Origin of the sequence: Salinispora pacifica DSM 45544 (assembly GCF_000378845.1) — a bacterium.
GTDB classification, from domain to species: Bacteria; Actinomycetota; Actinomycetes; order Mycobacteriales; family Micromonosporaceae; genus Micromonospora; species Micromonospora pacifica.
In genome coordinates this window covers 3,780,507-3,795,316 of the sequence record NZ_KB905359.1, presented here as the reverse complement: position 1 = coordinate 3,795,316, position 14,810 = coordinate 3,780,507, and the positions used below count along the sequence as shown (strand labels likewise).

Below are 14,810 nucleotides of genomic sequence, written 5' to 3'. Positions count from 1 at the left end.
GCCTTACCTCCGTCGTCACTGTGCGGTCCGCCGACGGCGGCCACCGCGGGGTTCCCCGACCGCCTCCTGAGGTCGATCACACCAGCCACCCCGCCTCGACGGCCAGGAAGGCCGCCACCACCAGCAGGGCACCAGCCAGGATCGAGGTGGCGTACGACCGGACGAAGCCGGTCTGCAGCCGCCGGAGCCGACCCGAGCCACCGCCGACGCCGGCGGCGAGGGCGTTGACCAGTCCGTCAATGCCCCGGTTGTCCAGGTAAACCAGCGCCCGGGTGAGGAAGATGCCCGGCTTCTCGAACACCGTCTCGTTGACGGCGTCGGTGTAGAGGTTCTTCCGAGCGGCGGTGACCAGCACCCCCGCCGGCTGCGGCTCGGTGGCCGTGCCGCGCCGGAACAGGAACCAGGCGAGCCCGGCGCCGATCACGGTTACCCCGATCGACAGGATCGTGATGGCGAGGTGCGAGAGCACCGTTTCGTGCGCGGCCTCCGAGCCACCGCCCAGTCCGGCGGTCGCCTCCAGCCACTCGGGGACCGGCCCGACCATCAGGGCACCGGCGCCGATCGAACCGACCGCGAGCAGGATCAGCGGGATCGTCATCAGCTTCGGCGACTCGTGCGGGTGGTCGATCTCCTCGGTCCAGCGAGCCGGGCCGTGGAAGGTGAGCACGAACAGCCGGGTCATGTAGAACGCGGTCAGGCCGGCACCGAGCAGGGCCGCCATGCCGAACAGCCAGGCCGTCCAGTCGTCCCGCTCGAACGCGGCCACGATGATCGGCTCCTTGGAGAAGAAGCCGGAGAAGGGCGGCAGGCCGATGATCGCCAGCCAGCCGGCCATGAAGGTCAACCAGGTGATCTTCATGTATTTCGCCAGCCCGCCGAAGCGCCGGATGTCGACCTGGTCTTTCATCCCGTGCATCACCGAGCCGGCGCCCAGGAACATGTTGGCCTTGAAGAAGCCGTGCGCCAGCAGGTGCACGATGGCCAGCGCGTACGCCGCGCCACCGAGGCCGACGCCGAGGAACATGTAGCCGATCTGGCTCACCGTCGACCAGGCGAGCACCCGCTTGATGTCGTCCTTGGCCATGCCGATGATGGCGCCGAGCAGCAGCGTCAGCGCGCCGACGCTCACCACGACCAGCTGCAGCGTCGAGTTCGCCGAGAAGATCGGGTTGGAGCGGGCGATCAGGTACACACCCGCGGTGACCATGGTGGCGGCGTGGATGAGCGCCGAGACCGGGGTCGGGCCCTCCATCGCGTCCGGGAGCCACGCCTGCAGTGGGAACTGACCCGACTTGCCGGCGGCACCGAGCAGCAGGAGCAGCCCGAGCAGCAGGACCGTGGTGGCGGTCAGCGAGCCGACACCGGAGAAGACCTCGTCGTACTGCGTGGTGCCCAGGGTGGCGAACATGATGAAGATGCCGATCAGCAGGCCGGCATCGCCGACCCGGTTCATCAGGAACGCCTTCTTACCGGCGGTGGCGGCGGCGGGCCGCACGTACCAGAAGGAGATCAGCAGGTACGACGCCAGCCCGACGCCCTCCCAGCCGAAGAAGAGCATCACGTAGTTGTTGCCGAGCACCAGCAGGAGCATGGCGGCGACGAACAGGTTGAAGTACGCGAAGAACCGCCGACGCCCCGGGTCGTGGGCCATGTACTCCACCGCGTACAGGTGGATCAGGAAGCCCACCCCGGTGATCAGCAGTACGAAGACCGCCGCCAACGGGTCGAAGAGCAGACCGAAGTCCACCCGGAGGTCACCGACCGCGATGAAATCCCAGAGGCTCAGCTCAACGGACCGGTTCTCCACGCCGCGGAGCTGGAAGAAGTAGGTCAGGCCAAGCAGGAACGCGACACCGACCGACGCGACACCCAGCCAGTGCCCCCACCGGTCCGCCCGCCGGCCGAGTAGCAGCAGGATCGCCGCGCTGACCAGCGGGATCGCCACCAGCAGCCAGACGCTGCCGAGCAACCCCTCGGCGGTCCCGTACGTGACGGCGCCCACCGGCTCGACGGGGGCTTTCGCCAGAATCTCCATCACCGCAGGCCCCTCAGTACTTCAGCAGGTTGGCGTCGTCGACGCTCGCCGAGCGTCGGGTCCGGTAGATCGCCATGATGATCGCGAGTCCGACCACGACCTCGGCCGCGGCCACCACCATCACGAAGAACGCAATGATCTGCCCGTTGAGGTCACCGTTGATCCGGCTGAAGGTGACCAGGGTCAGATTGGCCGCGTTGAGCATCAGCTCAACGCACATGAACAGCACGATCGCGTTCCGCCGGACGAGTACCCCGGCGGCGCCGATGGTGAACAGCACCGCGGCGAGGACCAGGTAGTAGTTCGGCTCGACCGAGAAGAACTCGCTCACTTTTCGGTCCCCTTCAACGTCGTGTCCTCGGCGGTCAGCTCACGGACCGGCAGGATCTCCGGGGTGCTCTGCTCGGCCAGCCGGCCGTCGGGCAGGCGGGCCGGCGTGGCGACCGACGAGGAGGTGGCGAAGACGCCGGGGCCCGGCTTCGGGCCGGGGTAGTTACCGGGACGGAACCGCGCCCTCATGGTGGCCGCCTGGTCCATCCGGTCCTCCCGGCGCCGCTCGATGTGCGCCAGCACCATCGCACCGACCGCCGCCGTGATCAGCAGCGCCGAGGTCAGCTCGAAGGCGAGGACGTACTTGGTGAACAGCAGCCGGGCGACGCCCTGCACGTTGCCCTCGGCGTTGGCCTGGGCGAGACCGGCGGCGGTGCTACCGGCCAGCGCCCGGTACATGCCGGTGCCGACGAGTCCAGCGAACCCGACGCCGAGCACCAGCGCCGCGACCCGCTGGCCGCGCAGCGTCTCGATCACCGAATCCGAGGCGCCGCGGCCCACCAGCATCAGCACGAAGAGGAACAACATCATGATCGCGCCGGTGTAGACGATGATCTGCACCAGGCCGATGAACGGCCCGGCCTGGACCACGTAGAAGACGCCCAGGCAGAGCATCGTCAGGACCAGCATCAGCGCCGAGTGCACCGCGTTGCGGGCGGCGACCATGCCGATCGCGCCGATCAGCGCCAGCGGGGCGAGGATCCAGAAGGTGACTGCCTCACCTCCGGGTACCGAACCCGCCGCGGCGAGCACCGTCTGCGTGGTCATGCTCCGTCTCCCTTGTCCGCCCGCTCTGCGGCCTGGTCGGCGCCGGGGAACTGCACACCGGGGTGCTCGCTGATCCGGTAGCGGCCGGGGCCCATCGGCGAGCGCTCCGCCCCGGCTGAGGTGCCCGGGTTCTCCAACGCGCCGACGTAGTAGTCCTTCTCGCTGTCACCCAACCGCATCGGGTGCGGCGGCTGCTCCATTCCGGACAGCAGCGGCGCCAGGAGCTGCTCCTTGGTGAAGATCAGGTCCTCGCGGTTGTCCCGGGCCAGCTCGTACTCGTTGCTCATGGTCAACGAGCGGGTCGGGCACGCCTCGATGCAGAGTCCGCAGAAGATGCAGCGGGCATAGTTGATCTGGTAGACGCTGGCGTACCGCTCGCCGGGGGAGAAACGCTCCTCCTCCGTGTTGTCGCCGCCCTCCACGTAGATCGCGTCCGCCGGGCAGGCCCAGGCACACAGCTCGCAGCCGATGCACTTCTCCAAGCCGTCCGGGTGCCGGTTGAGGATGTGCCGCCCGTGATAGCGCGGTGCCGCGACCGGCGGCTTGAACGGGTAGTCGGTGGTGACCACCTTCTTGAACATGTGCGAGAAGGTGACCCCGAAGCCCTTGAACGTTCCGGTGATCGCGCCCACGTCACACCTCCCTGGAGTCCGTGTCGGCGAGGTTGGCCGGCTCCCGCTCGGCGACAATGCGCTGGGTCCGCGGGCTCGGTGGTACCTGAAGGTCCAGCGGCGGCAGCGGGAAGCTGCCCGGCGGCCGGTTGTTGACCTCCTCGGCCAGCGTCGGCTTCGGCGCCGGCTGCCGGTTCGGCCAGAACAGGGTGACGATCAGCACCACACCGGCGATGGCCCCGTAGAGGATCAGCCGGTCCGCGCGCTCCCAGCCCTGGGTCTTCAGCCAACCCGCCAACACCAGGATCCACACCAGGTTGAGCGGAAGCAGGACCTTCCAGCCGAGGCGCATGAACTGGTCGTAGCGGAGCCGGGGCAGGGTGCCCCGCAGCCAGACGAAGACAAAGACGAGGAGGAGGACCTTGCCGAAGAACCACAGCATCGGCCACCAGCCGGAGTTCGCCCCATCCCAGAAGGAGGTGATCGGCCACGGCGCGCGCCAGCCGCCGAGGAAGAGTGTCACCGTGAACGCCGACATGGTCACCATGGCGACGTACTCGGAGAGCATGATCAGCGCGAACTTCAGCGAGCTGTACTCCGTCATGAAGCCGGCGACCAACTCGGACTCGGCCTCGGGCAGGTCGAACGGGGCCCGGTTGGTCTCCCCGACGATGGCGATGAAAAAGATGACGAAGCTCGGGAAGAGCAGGATCGCGTACCAGCCGGGCGCCGCGACATCCAAGCCGAAGAACTCAAGCTGGGGGCGTTCTCCCTGGGCCGCGACGATCCCGCTGGTCGACATCGTGCCGGAGAGCATGAAGACCGCCACGACGGAGAGGCCCAGCGCGACCTCGTACGAGATCAGCTGTGCGCTGGAGCGCAGGCCCCCCAGGAGCGGGTAGGTCGACCCGGAGGCCCAGCCCGCCAGCACCACGCCGTAGACCGCCATCGACGAGCAGGCCAGGACCAGCAGCACCGCCACCGAGACATCGGTGACCTGCAGCGGCGTCTGGTGCCCGAAGATGCTGACCATCGGGCCGAAGGGCATCACCGACAGCGCGGTGACCGCACAGACCACCGAGATGACCGGCGCGAAGAAGTAGACGACCTTGTCCGCGGAGCGCGGCAGGATGTCCTCCTTGAAGGCCATCTTCATGCCGTCCGCGAGCGTCTGGAGCAGGCCGAACGGGCCGAGCTGGTTGGGACCCGGCCGGACCGCCATCCGGCCGACGACCCGCCGCTCGAACCAGACGCCGAGCAGCGTGGCCAGCAGGCCGAACGCGAACGCGAAGACAATCTTGATCAGGACCAGCCACCAGGGGTCCCGGCCAAAATCGGCCAGCGTCGGTTCCTGGGCGAGGAAGGTCACTGTGCCCACCTTTCGGTCGCGACTGCGAGGCTGACTCGCCCCACTCGTGCTCTCCCCACCCTCACTGGACACCGCCGGAGTTGAGGAGCGGGCCCGGGCGGTCGGTCACGTCGGCCGCGACTTGCGCGTCGGACTGCGGGGGAACGGTCGAGCCGGTCGTACCGGCGGAGATCCGCACCACGGTGCCGGCCGCGACGCCAAGGCTGCGGCGGAGGGTCGATCCGGGCGAGTTGGTGGGCAGCCAGACCACGCCGTCCGGCATCTCCGTCACCACCACCGGCAGGGTCACGCCGCCGCGTTCGGTGCCGACGGTCACCGCGTCCGAGTCGGCGACGCCGATCGACTCCGCGGTGCTCCGGGCCAGCCGGATCACCGCTGGGCGGGCCGTACCACCGAGGTGCTCGTCCCCCTCGGTCAGCGTGCCCAGGTCGATCAGCTGGTGCCAGGTGGCCAGCACCGCCTCGCCGGCGCCCGGCTGCGGTACGGCCGCCGGGGCCACCGTCGGCGGGGCCGGCTTCGTGGTCCGGGTACGCGGCAGCTCGCCCAACTCGCGGCGGACAGCCGGCACGTCAGCGGTGCCGAGCCGTACGTCAAGCTGCGCGGCGAGCGCGTCCAGCACCCGGCCGTCGGTCATCGCGGCGGTGTTCAGCACCGCCTCGAAGGGGCGCAGCCGTCCCTCCCAGTCCAGGAAGCTTCCCGCCTTCTCCAGCACCGGGGCGACCGGGAGGACCACGTTCGCCCGCCGCGTCACCGCGCTGTTGCGCAGCTCAAGGCTGACCAGGAAGGGCACCGTGTCCAGCGCCTGCTCGGCCAGTCGGGGGTCGGCCAGGTCCGCCAGGTCGACGCCGGCGACGACCAGCGCGCCGAGTTCGCCGGCGCTCGCCGCGGCGAGGATGGCGTCCGTGTCCCGGCCCGCCTGACTCGGAATGGTTCCGGCCGGCACGTCCCACGCCTCGCCCAGCTCGGCGCGGGCGGCGGGCTCGGTGACCAGACGGCCACCGGGGAGCAGGTTCGGCAGACAGCCCGCGTCCACCGCGCCCCGGTCACCGGCGCGCCGCGGCACCCAGGCCAGCTTGGCGCCGGTACGCCGGGCCACCTCCGCCGCAGCGGAGAGCCCACCCGGGGTCTCGCCCAGCCGCTCACCGACGAGCAGGACCGCCCCCGGCTGGCTGAGCGCCTCGGCGACCGTCGCGTGCTCGGCGAGCACGCTCGCCTCCTCGCCCGGCACCACCCGGGCCAGCTTGGCACCGAGCTTCTCCAGACCACGGGTGGCGAACGGCGCGATGGCGTAGACCGTCAGATTCTTCTTCAGGTGCGCCTTGCGCAGCCGCAGGAAGAGGATTGGGCACTCCTCCTCCGGCTCCAGGCCGACCAGCACCACCGCGGGCGCCTGCTCGATGTCGGCGTAGCTGACATCGGTGGCTCCGGCGACCGAGCTGGCCAGGAAGTCGGCCTCCTCCCGGGAGACCGGCCGGGCCCGGAAGTCGAGGTCGTTGGTCTGCAGCGCGATCCGGGCGAACTTCGCGTACGCGTAGGCGTCCTCGACGGTCAGCCGGCCGCCGGTGAGCACCGCCGTACCCGATCCACCGTCGCGGGCGGCCCGCAGCCCGTCGGCGGCGACCGTCAACGCCTCGCTCCAGGAGGCCTCGCGTAGCTCGCCGGTGCGCTCGTCCCGGACCAGCGGCGTGGTCAGTCGGTCGGTGGCGCGGGCGTACTGGAAGCCCCAGCGCCCCTTGTCACAGTTCCACTCCTCGTTAACCGCCGGGTCGTCGCCGGCCAGCCGCCGCAGCACCTTGCCCCGCCGCCAGTCGGTGCGCTGGGCGCAGCCGGCCGAGCAGTGCTCGCAGATGCTGGGGCTGGAGACCAGGTCGAACGGGCGGGCGCGGAAGCGGTACTGCGCGCCGGTCAGCGCCCCCACCGGGCAGATCTGGATGGTGTTACCGGAGAAGTACGAGTTGAACGGCACGTCGCCGTCCTCGCTCTCCGAGTCGCCATACGCCTCGTCCCGGTAGATGTTGATCTCCTCTGCCGACGAGCGGTTCATCAGGTCGATGAACTTGTCGCCGGCGATCTCCTCGGAGAACCGGGTGCACCGCTGGCAGAGCACGCACCGCTCGCGGTCGAGCAGCACCTGCGTGCTGATCTCCAGCGGCTTCTCGTACTCGCGCTTGTGCTCGTGGAACCGGGAGTCGGTGCGGCCGGTCGACATCGCCTGGTTCTGCAGCGGACACTCGCCGCCCTTGTCGCACATCGGGCAGTCGAGCGGGTGATTGACGAGCAGCAGCTCCATCATCCCCTCCTGCGCCTTCTTGGCGACCAGGGAGGAGAGCTGCGTCTTTACCACCATGCCGTCCGCGACGGTCTGGGTGCAGGAGGCGACCGGCTTGCGCTGCCCCTCCACCTCGACCAGGCACTGCCGGCAGGCCCCCACCGGGGCCAGCAGTGGATGGTCGCAGAACCGAGGGATCTCGACGCCCATCTGCTCGGCCACCCGGATCACCAGCTCCCCCTTGGGCGCGGTGACCTCAATACCGTCGATGGTGAGCGTGACCGTCTCGGTCTGCTTGGCTACGTCCGTCATCAGTGGGCTCCCACCAACTGCTTGTCGGAAAGCTTCGGTGCGGTCCGGCCCTCGACATAGTCGAGGTAGTCCTGCTTGAAGTACTTCAGCGAGGAGGTCACCGGGCTGGTGGCACCGTCACCGAGGCCGCAGAACGAGCGGCCGAGGATGTTGTCGCAGGTGTCCAGGAGCGTGTCCAGGTCCTCCTGGGTGCCCTGGCCGGAGAGGATCCGGCGGTAGACCCGGACCATCCAGTAGTTGCCCTCCCGGCACGGGGTGCACTTGCCGCACGACTCGTGGTGGTAGAACTCCAGCCACCGGTACGTCGCGTAGACCGGGCAGTCCTGGTCGGAGAAGATCTGCGTCGCCGTGGTGCCGAGAATCGACCCCGCCGCCGCCACCCCCTCGAAGTCCAGCGGCACGTCCAGGTGGTCGGCGGTCAGCAGCGGCGTTGACGAGCCGCCCGGCGTCCAGAACCGCAGCGAGTGCCCCGGCTGCATGCCACCGGCCAGCTCGATCAGCTCGCGGAGCGTGACCCCCATCGAGCACTCGTACTGGCCCGGGTTCACAACCCGACCGGAGAGCGAGTAGATCATCGGCCCGGAGGACTTCTCCGTGCCCATGCTCCGCCACCAGGCGGCGCCCCCCAGCACGAGATACGGAACCGAGGCGATGGTGCCGACGTTGTTCACCACCGTCGGGCTGGCGTACAGACCGTGGGTCGCCGGGAACGGCGGGCGCAGCCGGGGCTGGCCGCGGAACCCCTCCAGCGAGTCCAGGAGCGCGGTCTCCTCACCGCAGATGTACGCCCCGGCCCCCGAGTGCACCACCAGCTCCAGATCGAAGCCGCTGCCGAGGATGTTCTTCCCGAGGTAGTTCCGGGCGTACGCCTCCTGCACCGCGTGGCGCAGCCGGCGGGCGGCGTGCACCGCCTCGCCGCGGATGTAGATGTAGGCACGGTTGGCCCGGATCGCGTACGACGCGATGATCACACCCTCGATCAGGGAGTGCGGGTCGTGCGTCATCAGCGGCAGGTCCTTGCAGGTGCCCGGCTCACCCTCGTCCGCGTTGACCACCAGGTAGTGCGGTCGGGTCGGGGCCCGACCGTCCGGCTCCTGCGGGATGAACCCCCACTTGAGGCCGGTCGGGAAGCCCGCGCCGCCCCGACCGCGCAGCCCGGAGTCCTTGACCAGCTGGATCAGGTCGTCCGGGTGGGCACCCAACGCCTTGCGTAGCGCGGCATAACCATCCAGCCGCTCATAGGTGCCGATCCGCCAGGCGTCCGGCGACAGCCACCGCTTGGTGAGCACCGGCGTGAGCTTGGCCAGCGTCTCCGGCCGAGGAGTGGTCACTGGTCTGCGCCCCTTTCGTTCCCGGCCGCATCTCCCATGCCCGCCGCTGCGTCCTTCAACGAGCGCTCCTTCACCGGCGCGTCGTCCCCCGCGGGCTTGGCGTCGCTGGCGGGTTTGGCGTAACCGGCCGGCCGGCTCTCCTGGGCCGCGCCAGTCGAACCGGCGGCGGGCTTGGCGGCCTCGGCCTTCGCCTTCGCCTCGGCGGCGGCCTGCTCGGCCTCGGCCTTGCTGCGGATCGGCGTGTTCGGGTCGAACCCAGTGACCGCGATGCCGTGCTCCTGCGCCAGCCGCAGCCCACGCACGGTCGGCTCGCCGGGGCCCCCATCGGCGACCGCGCCCTCCCGCTCGTCGGCGAAGCCGGCGAGCTGCACCGACATCTCCTTCAGCCGGCAGAGCCGGGCCCCGCGACTCGGGGTCGGCTGGTTACCAGCCCGCAGCTCGTCGACCACCCCGACCGCCGTCTTCGGGTCCACGTTGTCAAAGAAGTCGTAGTTGACCGTCATCACCGGTCCGTAGTCGCACGCCGCCAGGCACTCGGCGTGCTCCAGGGTGATCGTGCCGTCGGCCGTGGTCTCCTCGTGCCCGACACCGAGATGCTCGACCAGGGCGTCGTACACCTCCTGGCCGCCCAGCACGTTGCACATCGTGTTGGTGCAGACGCTGACCAGCCAGTCGCCGGTCGGCCGCCGCTTGTACATCGTGTAGAACGAGGCGACCGCACCGACCTGGGCCTTGTTCAGCCCCAGCACCTCGGCGCAGAACGCGATGCCGGCCGGGGAGACATACCCCTCCTCCGACTGCACCAGGTGCAGCAGCGGCAGCAACGCCGAGCGGGACCGATCGGCCGGATACCGAGCGATGATCTCCCGGGCCCGCGCCCGGGTCTCCTCGGAAAACACGGTCATCGGTGCCCCCTTTCCGTTCGCGACTGCGTCACTCACCGGTCACACCCACCCATCACCGGGTCCAGCGAGGCGCCACCGGCGATCACGTCCGCGATCAGGCCGCCCTCGGCCATCGCCGGCAGGGCCTGGAGGTTGACGAAGCTCGGCTCCCGGTAGTGCACCCGGTACGGCCGGGTCCCCCCGTCGGAGACCGCGTGCACCCCCAACTCGCCCCGGGGCGCCTCAATGCCCACGTACACCTGGCCGGGCGGGACCCGGAAGCCCTCGGTGACGAGCTTGAAGTGATGGATCAGCGACTCCATCGACTGCCCCATGATCTTTGCCACGTGCTCCAGCGAGTTACCCATGCCGTCGACCCCGATGGCGAGCTGCGCCGGCCAGGCGATCTTCCGATCCGCCACCATCACCGGGCCCGGCCGGAGCCGGTCCACCGCCTGCTCGACGAGCTTCAACGACTCCCGAATCTCGGCCAGCCGGACCAGGTACCGGCCCCAGACGTCACCGTCGGTGTGGGTCGGCACGTCGAACTCGTACGTCTCGTAGCCGCAGTACGGCATCGTCTTGCGCAGGTCCCAGGCGAGGCCGGCGGAGCGCAGCACCGGGCCGGTCACGCCCAGCGCGAGGCAGCCGGTCGCGTCGAGCACCCCGACGTTCTGCGTCCGCTCCAGCCAGATCGGCTGACCGGAGAGCATCTTCTCGTACTCCGCGAGCTTCTTCGGCATCAGCTTCAAGAAGTCACGGATCTTGGCGATCGCCTCGTCCGGCACGTCCTGCGCCACCCCACCCGGGCGGACGTAGGCGTGGTTCATCCGCAGCCCGGTGATCAGCTCGAAGATCTCCAGGACGTACTCCCGCTCCCGGAAGCCGTAGAGCATCATGTTGATCGCGCCCAGCTCCATGGCCGTGGTGGCCACCCAGACCAGGTGCGAGGAGATCCGGTTGAGCTCCATCATCAGGACCCGGATGGTGGTCGCCCGCTCGGTGATCTGCTCCTCGATGCCGAGCAGCTTCTCCACCGCCAGCGCGTACGCCGTCTCGTTGAACAGCGGGGCGAGGTAGTCCATCCGGGTCACGAAGGCCGAACCCTGGACCCAGTTCCGGAACTCCATGTTCTTCTCGATGCCGGTGTGCAGGTAACCGACGACCGAGCGGAGCTCTCGGACCGTCTCGCCCTCCAGCTCCAGCACCAGCCGGAGCACCCCGTGCGTGGACGGGTGCTGCGGACCCATGTTGACGACGATCCGCTCGTCGTTGATCGGATCGGTACCGGAGAGGACGACATCCCAGTCCCCGCCGGTGACGGTAAAGACCTTGCCCTCGGCGGTCTCCCGCTCGGTGGCGTAGTTGGACGCGCTCACTCTGCCTGCCCTCCATTCGCGACTGCGGGGCTCGCAAGCTCACTCCTCGCGCTCACCGTCCCTGCCCTCCGTTCGCGACTGCGGGGCTCGCAAGCTCACTCCTCGCGCTCACCGTCCCTGCCCTCCATTCGCGACCGGGCTCGCAAGCTCACTCACTGGTACGACCTCCGGCGGTCCGGTGGCGGGATTTCGGCGCCCTTGTACTCGACCGGCACGCCACCCAGCGGGTAGTCCTTGCGCTGCGGGTGGCCCTCCCAGTCGTCCGGCATGAGGATCCGGGTCAGGCCGGGGTGACCGTCGAAGACGACGCCGAACATGTCGTACGTCTCCCGCTCCTGCCAGTCGGCGGTCGGGTAGACGCTGGTCACGCTGGGCAGGTGCGGCTCCTCGACGGAGACCGCCGTCTCCAGCCGGACCTGACGCCGGTAGGTCATCGAGGTCAGCTGGTAGACCACGTGCAGCCGGCGGGCGTCGGCGCCGAGGTAGTCCACCCCGGATACCGACGAGAGGAGCTCGAACCGGAGCGAGAGGTCGTCCCGCATCACCTGGCAGACCTCGGCGATCCGCTCCGGACGGATGTGCAGGGTCAGCTCACCCCGGTCAACCACGACCTTCTCGATCGCCTCGCCGAAGGCCGGGTACGCCTCCTCCAGCGCGTCGGTGACCTCGTCGAAGTAGCCGCCGTACGGCCGCGTGGCCGCCTCGATCGACCGTTGCGGGCGGACCAGCCCGCCGTAGCCGGAGACATCACCGGTGCCCTGGTCGCCGAACATCCCCCGCCCGGCGGGGCTCGACGGGGGTAGCTCGGCCGGAGCGCCGCCGGTGGCCCCGGCCGGGGTCACCGGTACCGGCACGCCGCCGTCGTCCGTCCTGTCCTGGGGTGCGCTCATGTCACCGGCCCTCCGTTCACGACCGCGGGGCTCGCAAGCTCAGTCACTTTTTCAACCCCTCGTACTGCTGCAGGTGGGGCTGGGCCTTCATCCAGTTCTCAATCCGCAGCTGCTCCTCGCGGCCCTCGCGGACAGCCTTCGTCCACTCGGCGCGGCGGGCCTTGTCGCTGCGGTACGACGACGGCATCGACCCGTAGGGCACGACCGGCACGTCACCGCGCGCCTTGCGGGCCTCCATCATCTTGCGGCCGTTCGGACCGAGGGGCTCGTGCATGATCTTCTCGCGGAGCTTGAGGACCGCGTCGATGAGCATCTCCGGCCGGGGCGGGCAGCCGGGCAGATACATGTCCACCGGCACGACGTGGTCAACGCCCTGCACGATCGCGTAGTTGTTGAACATGCCGCCGCTGCTGGCGCAGACGCCCATCGACAGCACCCAGCGGGGCTCGGCCATCTGGTCGTAGATCTGCCGGAGCACCGGGGCCATCTTCTGGCTCACCCGTCCGGCGACGATCATCAGGTCCGCCTGCCGGGGTGAGGCCCGGAAGACCTCCATACCCCAACGGCCCATGTCGTAGTGCGGTCCGCCGGCCGCCATCATCTCGATGGCGCAGCAGGCGAGGCCGAAGGTGGCCCCCCAGACCGACGACTTACGCGACCAGTTGACGAACTTCTCCACCGAGGTGAGCAGGACACCGGCGGGGAGCTTCTCCTCGATACCCATCTACGGTTCCTTCCTCAGTCCCAGTCCAGGCCGCCGCGCCGCCACACGAAGGCGTACGCGACGAAGACCGCGACGATGAACAGGACCATCTCCACAAGGCCGAAGATCGGCAGGGCATCGAACGAGACAGCCCAGGGAAAGAGGAAGATGATCTCGATGTCGAAGACGATAAATAGCATCGCCGTCAGGTAGAACTTGATCGGAAACCGGCCGCCGCCGACCGGCTGCGGGCTCGGCTCGATTCCACACTCGTACGCCTCGAGCTTGGCCCGGTTATAGCGGCGCGGGCCGGCGAGGCGGGCGGCTGCCACGGAGAACAGCGCGAACGCCGCGGCGAGGGCGAACAACCCGATGATCGGTATGTAAGGCGAGAGCGACATCGTTTCTCCTGCTCGTCCTTCCCTGCCCTCGATGCTGGACAAATATCACACTATTCACATCCCGATCGGCGATTGCCGGCGGGGTCAAAACACACCGCGATCCAGACCGCGTCACACAGCTGGCGCCGCCTTCGTCATCGCGTTGATGACCCGGTCCATCGCATCCCCGTCGCGCGGGTCGGTCAGGTTGGCCAACAACTTGAGCACGAAGCGCATCAACATCGGGTGCGGCAGGCCGTACTTCGTGGCCGCCCGCATGATTTCGGGGCGACCGATCAGCTTCACGAAGATGCCGCCGAGCCGGTAGTAGCCGCCGAACCGGGCCTTCAGCTCCGCCGGGTACGCCATCAGCGCGCGCTCCCGCTCGGAGCCGGCCGGACGGGCGAGCGCCTGTACCGCGACCTCCGCGGCCAGCTCCCCCGACTCCATCGCGTACGCGATGCCCTCGCCGTTGAACGGGTTGACCATGCCGCCGGAGTCGCCGACGAGCAGCGTTCCCCGCGAGTAGTGCGGCACCCGGTTGAAGCCCATCGGCAGCGCCGCGCCGAGAATCGACCCCTCGGCGTTGGCCTCGTCGGCGATCCCCCACTCCTCGGGGGTGTTGGCGAGCCAGTCGGTGAGCAACCGCCGGTAGTTCGTCTTACCGAAGGCGGCGGAGGAGTTCAGGACACCGAGCCCGACGTTCACCCGGCCGTCGCCCAGCCCGAAGATCCAGCCGTAGCCGGGCAGTAGCGCGTCGCTGCCCTTGCGGCGCAGCTCCAGCCAGGACTCGAGGTAGTTGTCGTCGTGCTTGGCCGGGCAGCGGTAGTACCGCCGGACCGCCACGCCGAGCGGTCGGTCATCCCGCTTGGCCAGCCCGAGGGCGAGCGGGAAGCGACCGGACACACCGTCGGCGGCGACCACGAGGGGCGCCCGGAAGGTGGCCGGTGCCTGCTCCGAGCCGACCGCCGCCTCTACCCCGACCACCCGGCCGGCACGGTCGAAGATCGGGGCGGTGACCTCCACCGCGGTGCGCAACTCGGCGCCGGCGGCGACGGCGCGCCGGGCGAGCAGTTCGTCGAAGTCCAGCCGGGGACGCACCAGGCCGTAGTTGGGGAAGCTGGCCAGGTCGGGCCAGTCCAGTTCGAGGCGGAGGCCACCGCCGACGACCCGCAGGCCCCGGTTGCGCACCCAGCCCGCCTCGACCGAGGTGTCCACGCCCATCCGCACCAGCTGGCGCACCGCGCGCGGGGTTAACCCGTCGCCGCAGACCTTCTCCCGGGGGAACTCGGTCTTCTCCAGCAGCAACACTCGGACGCCGTGCTGGGCCAGGTGGTACGCGGTCGCCGAACCACCTGGGCCCGCGCCCACGACAATCACCTCGGCGTCGTTCTCCGTGGTCATCCGCACCTCCCCTCCCGCACGCTCGTGAAAACGTTCACAAGCCAGACGGTACGGAGTCTATGACCGGCCAGCTGCCGGCCGCATATTAGGGGCACCTAACTTGCCGCGGAACCTGCCGGTCAGCGCGGCAGGGGCGAGGTGTCGG

13 protein-coding genes are annotated in these 14,810 nt (G+C 69.4%); all 13 read right to left on the bottom strand.

Features of this window, described 5'->3' with window-relative positions:
• Positions 1–76: 76 nt before the first annotated feature.
• The 13 genes from nuoL to SALPAC3_RS0117255 all read right to left on the bottom strand — a co-directional run bounded on the left by nuoL (position 77) and on the right by SALPAC3_RS0117255 (position 14,665).
• Positions 77–2,035 carry an NADH-quinone oxidoreductase subunit L gene (gene nuoL, locus SALPAC3_RS0117315; protein ID WP_018222466.1) on the bottom strand — a complete coding sequence of 653 codons (1,959 nt, stop codon included), beginning with the start codon at positions 2,033–2,035 and terminating at the stop codon, positions 77–79.
• A gap of 13 nt (positions 2,036–2,048) precedes the next feature.
• Positions 2,049–2,366, bottom strand: coding sequence for an NADH-quinone oxidoreductase subunit NuoK (nuoK, locus tag SALPAC3_RS0117310; RefSeq protein ID WP_018222465.1), 318 nt, complete (start codon positions 2,364–2,366; stop codon positions 2,049–2,051).
• Positions 2,363–3,133 carry an NADH-quinone oxidoreductase subunit J gene (locus SALPAC3_RS0117305; protein WP_018222464.1) on the bottom strand — a complete coding sequence of 257 codons (771 nt, stop codon included), beginning with the start codon at positions 3,131–3,133 and terminating at the stop codon, positions 2,363–2,365. Before SALPAC3_RS0117305 ends, nuoK begins: the two co-directional genes overlap by 4 nt.
• On the bottom strand, positions 3,130–3,765 hold the full coding sequence (nuoI, locus tag SALPAC3_RS0117300; RefSeq protein ID WP_018222463.1) for an NADH-quinone oxidoreductase subunit NuoI: 636 nt from the start codon (positions 3,763–3,765) through the stop codon (positions 3,130–3,132). The genes SALPAC3_RS0117305 and nuoI overlap by 4 nt, the downstream gene beginning before the upstream one ends.
• Position 3,766: 1 nt before the next feature.
• Positions 3,767–5,113 (bottom strand): NADH-quinone oxidoreductase subunit NuoH, encoded by a 1,347-nt coding sequence (nuoH, locus tag SALPAC3_RS0117295; RefSeq protein ID WP_018222462.1) that lies wholly within the window; start codon positions 5,111–5,113, stop codon positions 3,767–3,769.
• Between the two features lie 61 nt (positions 5,114–5,174).
• Positions 5,175–7,694, bottom strand: coding sequence for an NADH-quinone oxidoreductase subunit G (locus SALPAC3_RS0117290; RefSeq protein WP_018222461.1), 2,520 nt, complete (start codon positions 7,692–7,694; stop codon positions 5,175–5,177).
• Positions 7,694–9,025, bottom strand: coding sequence for an NADH-quinone oxidoreductase subunit NuoF (gene nuoF, locus SALPAC3_RS0117285; RefSeq protein ID WP_018222460.1), 1,332 nt, complete (start codon positions 9,023–9,025; stop codon positions 7,694–7,696). Before nuoF ends, SALPAC3_RS0117290 begins: the two co-directional genes overlap by 1 nt.
• Positions 9,022–9,930: an NADH-quinone oxidoreductase subunit NuoE gene (gene nuoE, locus SALPAC3_RS0117280; RefSeq protein ID WP_018222459.1), complete on the bottom strand. Its 909-nt coding sequence runs from the start codon at positions 9,928–9,930 to the stop codon at positions 9,022–9,024. Before nuoE ends, nuoF begins: the two co-directional genes overlap by 4 nt.
• Positions 9,931–9,962: 32 nt before the next feature.
• Positions 9,963–11,288, bottom strand: a complete 1,326-nt coding sequence (locus SALPAC3_RS0117275; RefSeq protein ID WP_018222458.1) for an NADH-quinone oxidoreductase subunit D — start codon at positions 11,286–11,288, stop codon at positions 9,963–9,965.
• 152 nt (positions 11,289–11,440) lie between these two features.
• A complete protein-coding gene (locus SALPAC3_RS0117270; protein WP_018222457.1) occupies positions 11,441–12,178 on the bottom strand; it encodes an NADH-quinone oxidoreductase subunit C in 738 nt (245 codons plus the stop codon).
• 43 nt (positions 12,179–12,221) lie between these two features.
• The gene (locus SALPAC3_RS0117265) at positions 12,222–12,902 is read right to left on the bottom strand and encodes a NuoB/complex I 20 kDa subunit family protein (RefSeq protein WP_018222456.1); all 681 of its coding nucleotides are present in this window, start codon (positions 12,900–12,902) and stop codon (positions 12,222–12,224) included.
• A gap of 14 nt (positions 12,903–12,916) precedes the next feature.
• The gene (locus SALPAC3_RS0117260; protein ID WP_018217175.1) at positions 12,917–13,282 is read right to left on the bottom strand and encodes an NADH-quinone oxidoreductase subunit A; all 366 of its coding nucleotides are present in this window, start codon (positions 13,280–13,282) and stop codon (positions 12,917–12,919) included.
• A gap of 111 nt (positions 13,283–13,393) precedes the next feature.
• Complete coding sequence (locus SALPAC3_RS0117255) at positions 13,394–14,665, bottom strand: geranylgeranyl reductase family protein (RefSeq protein WP_018222455.1); 1,272 nt, start codon at positions 14,663–14,665, stop codon at positions 13,394–13,396.
• Between the last annotated feature and the right edge of the window lie 145 nt (positions 14,666–14,810).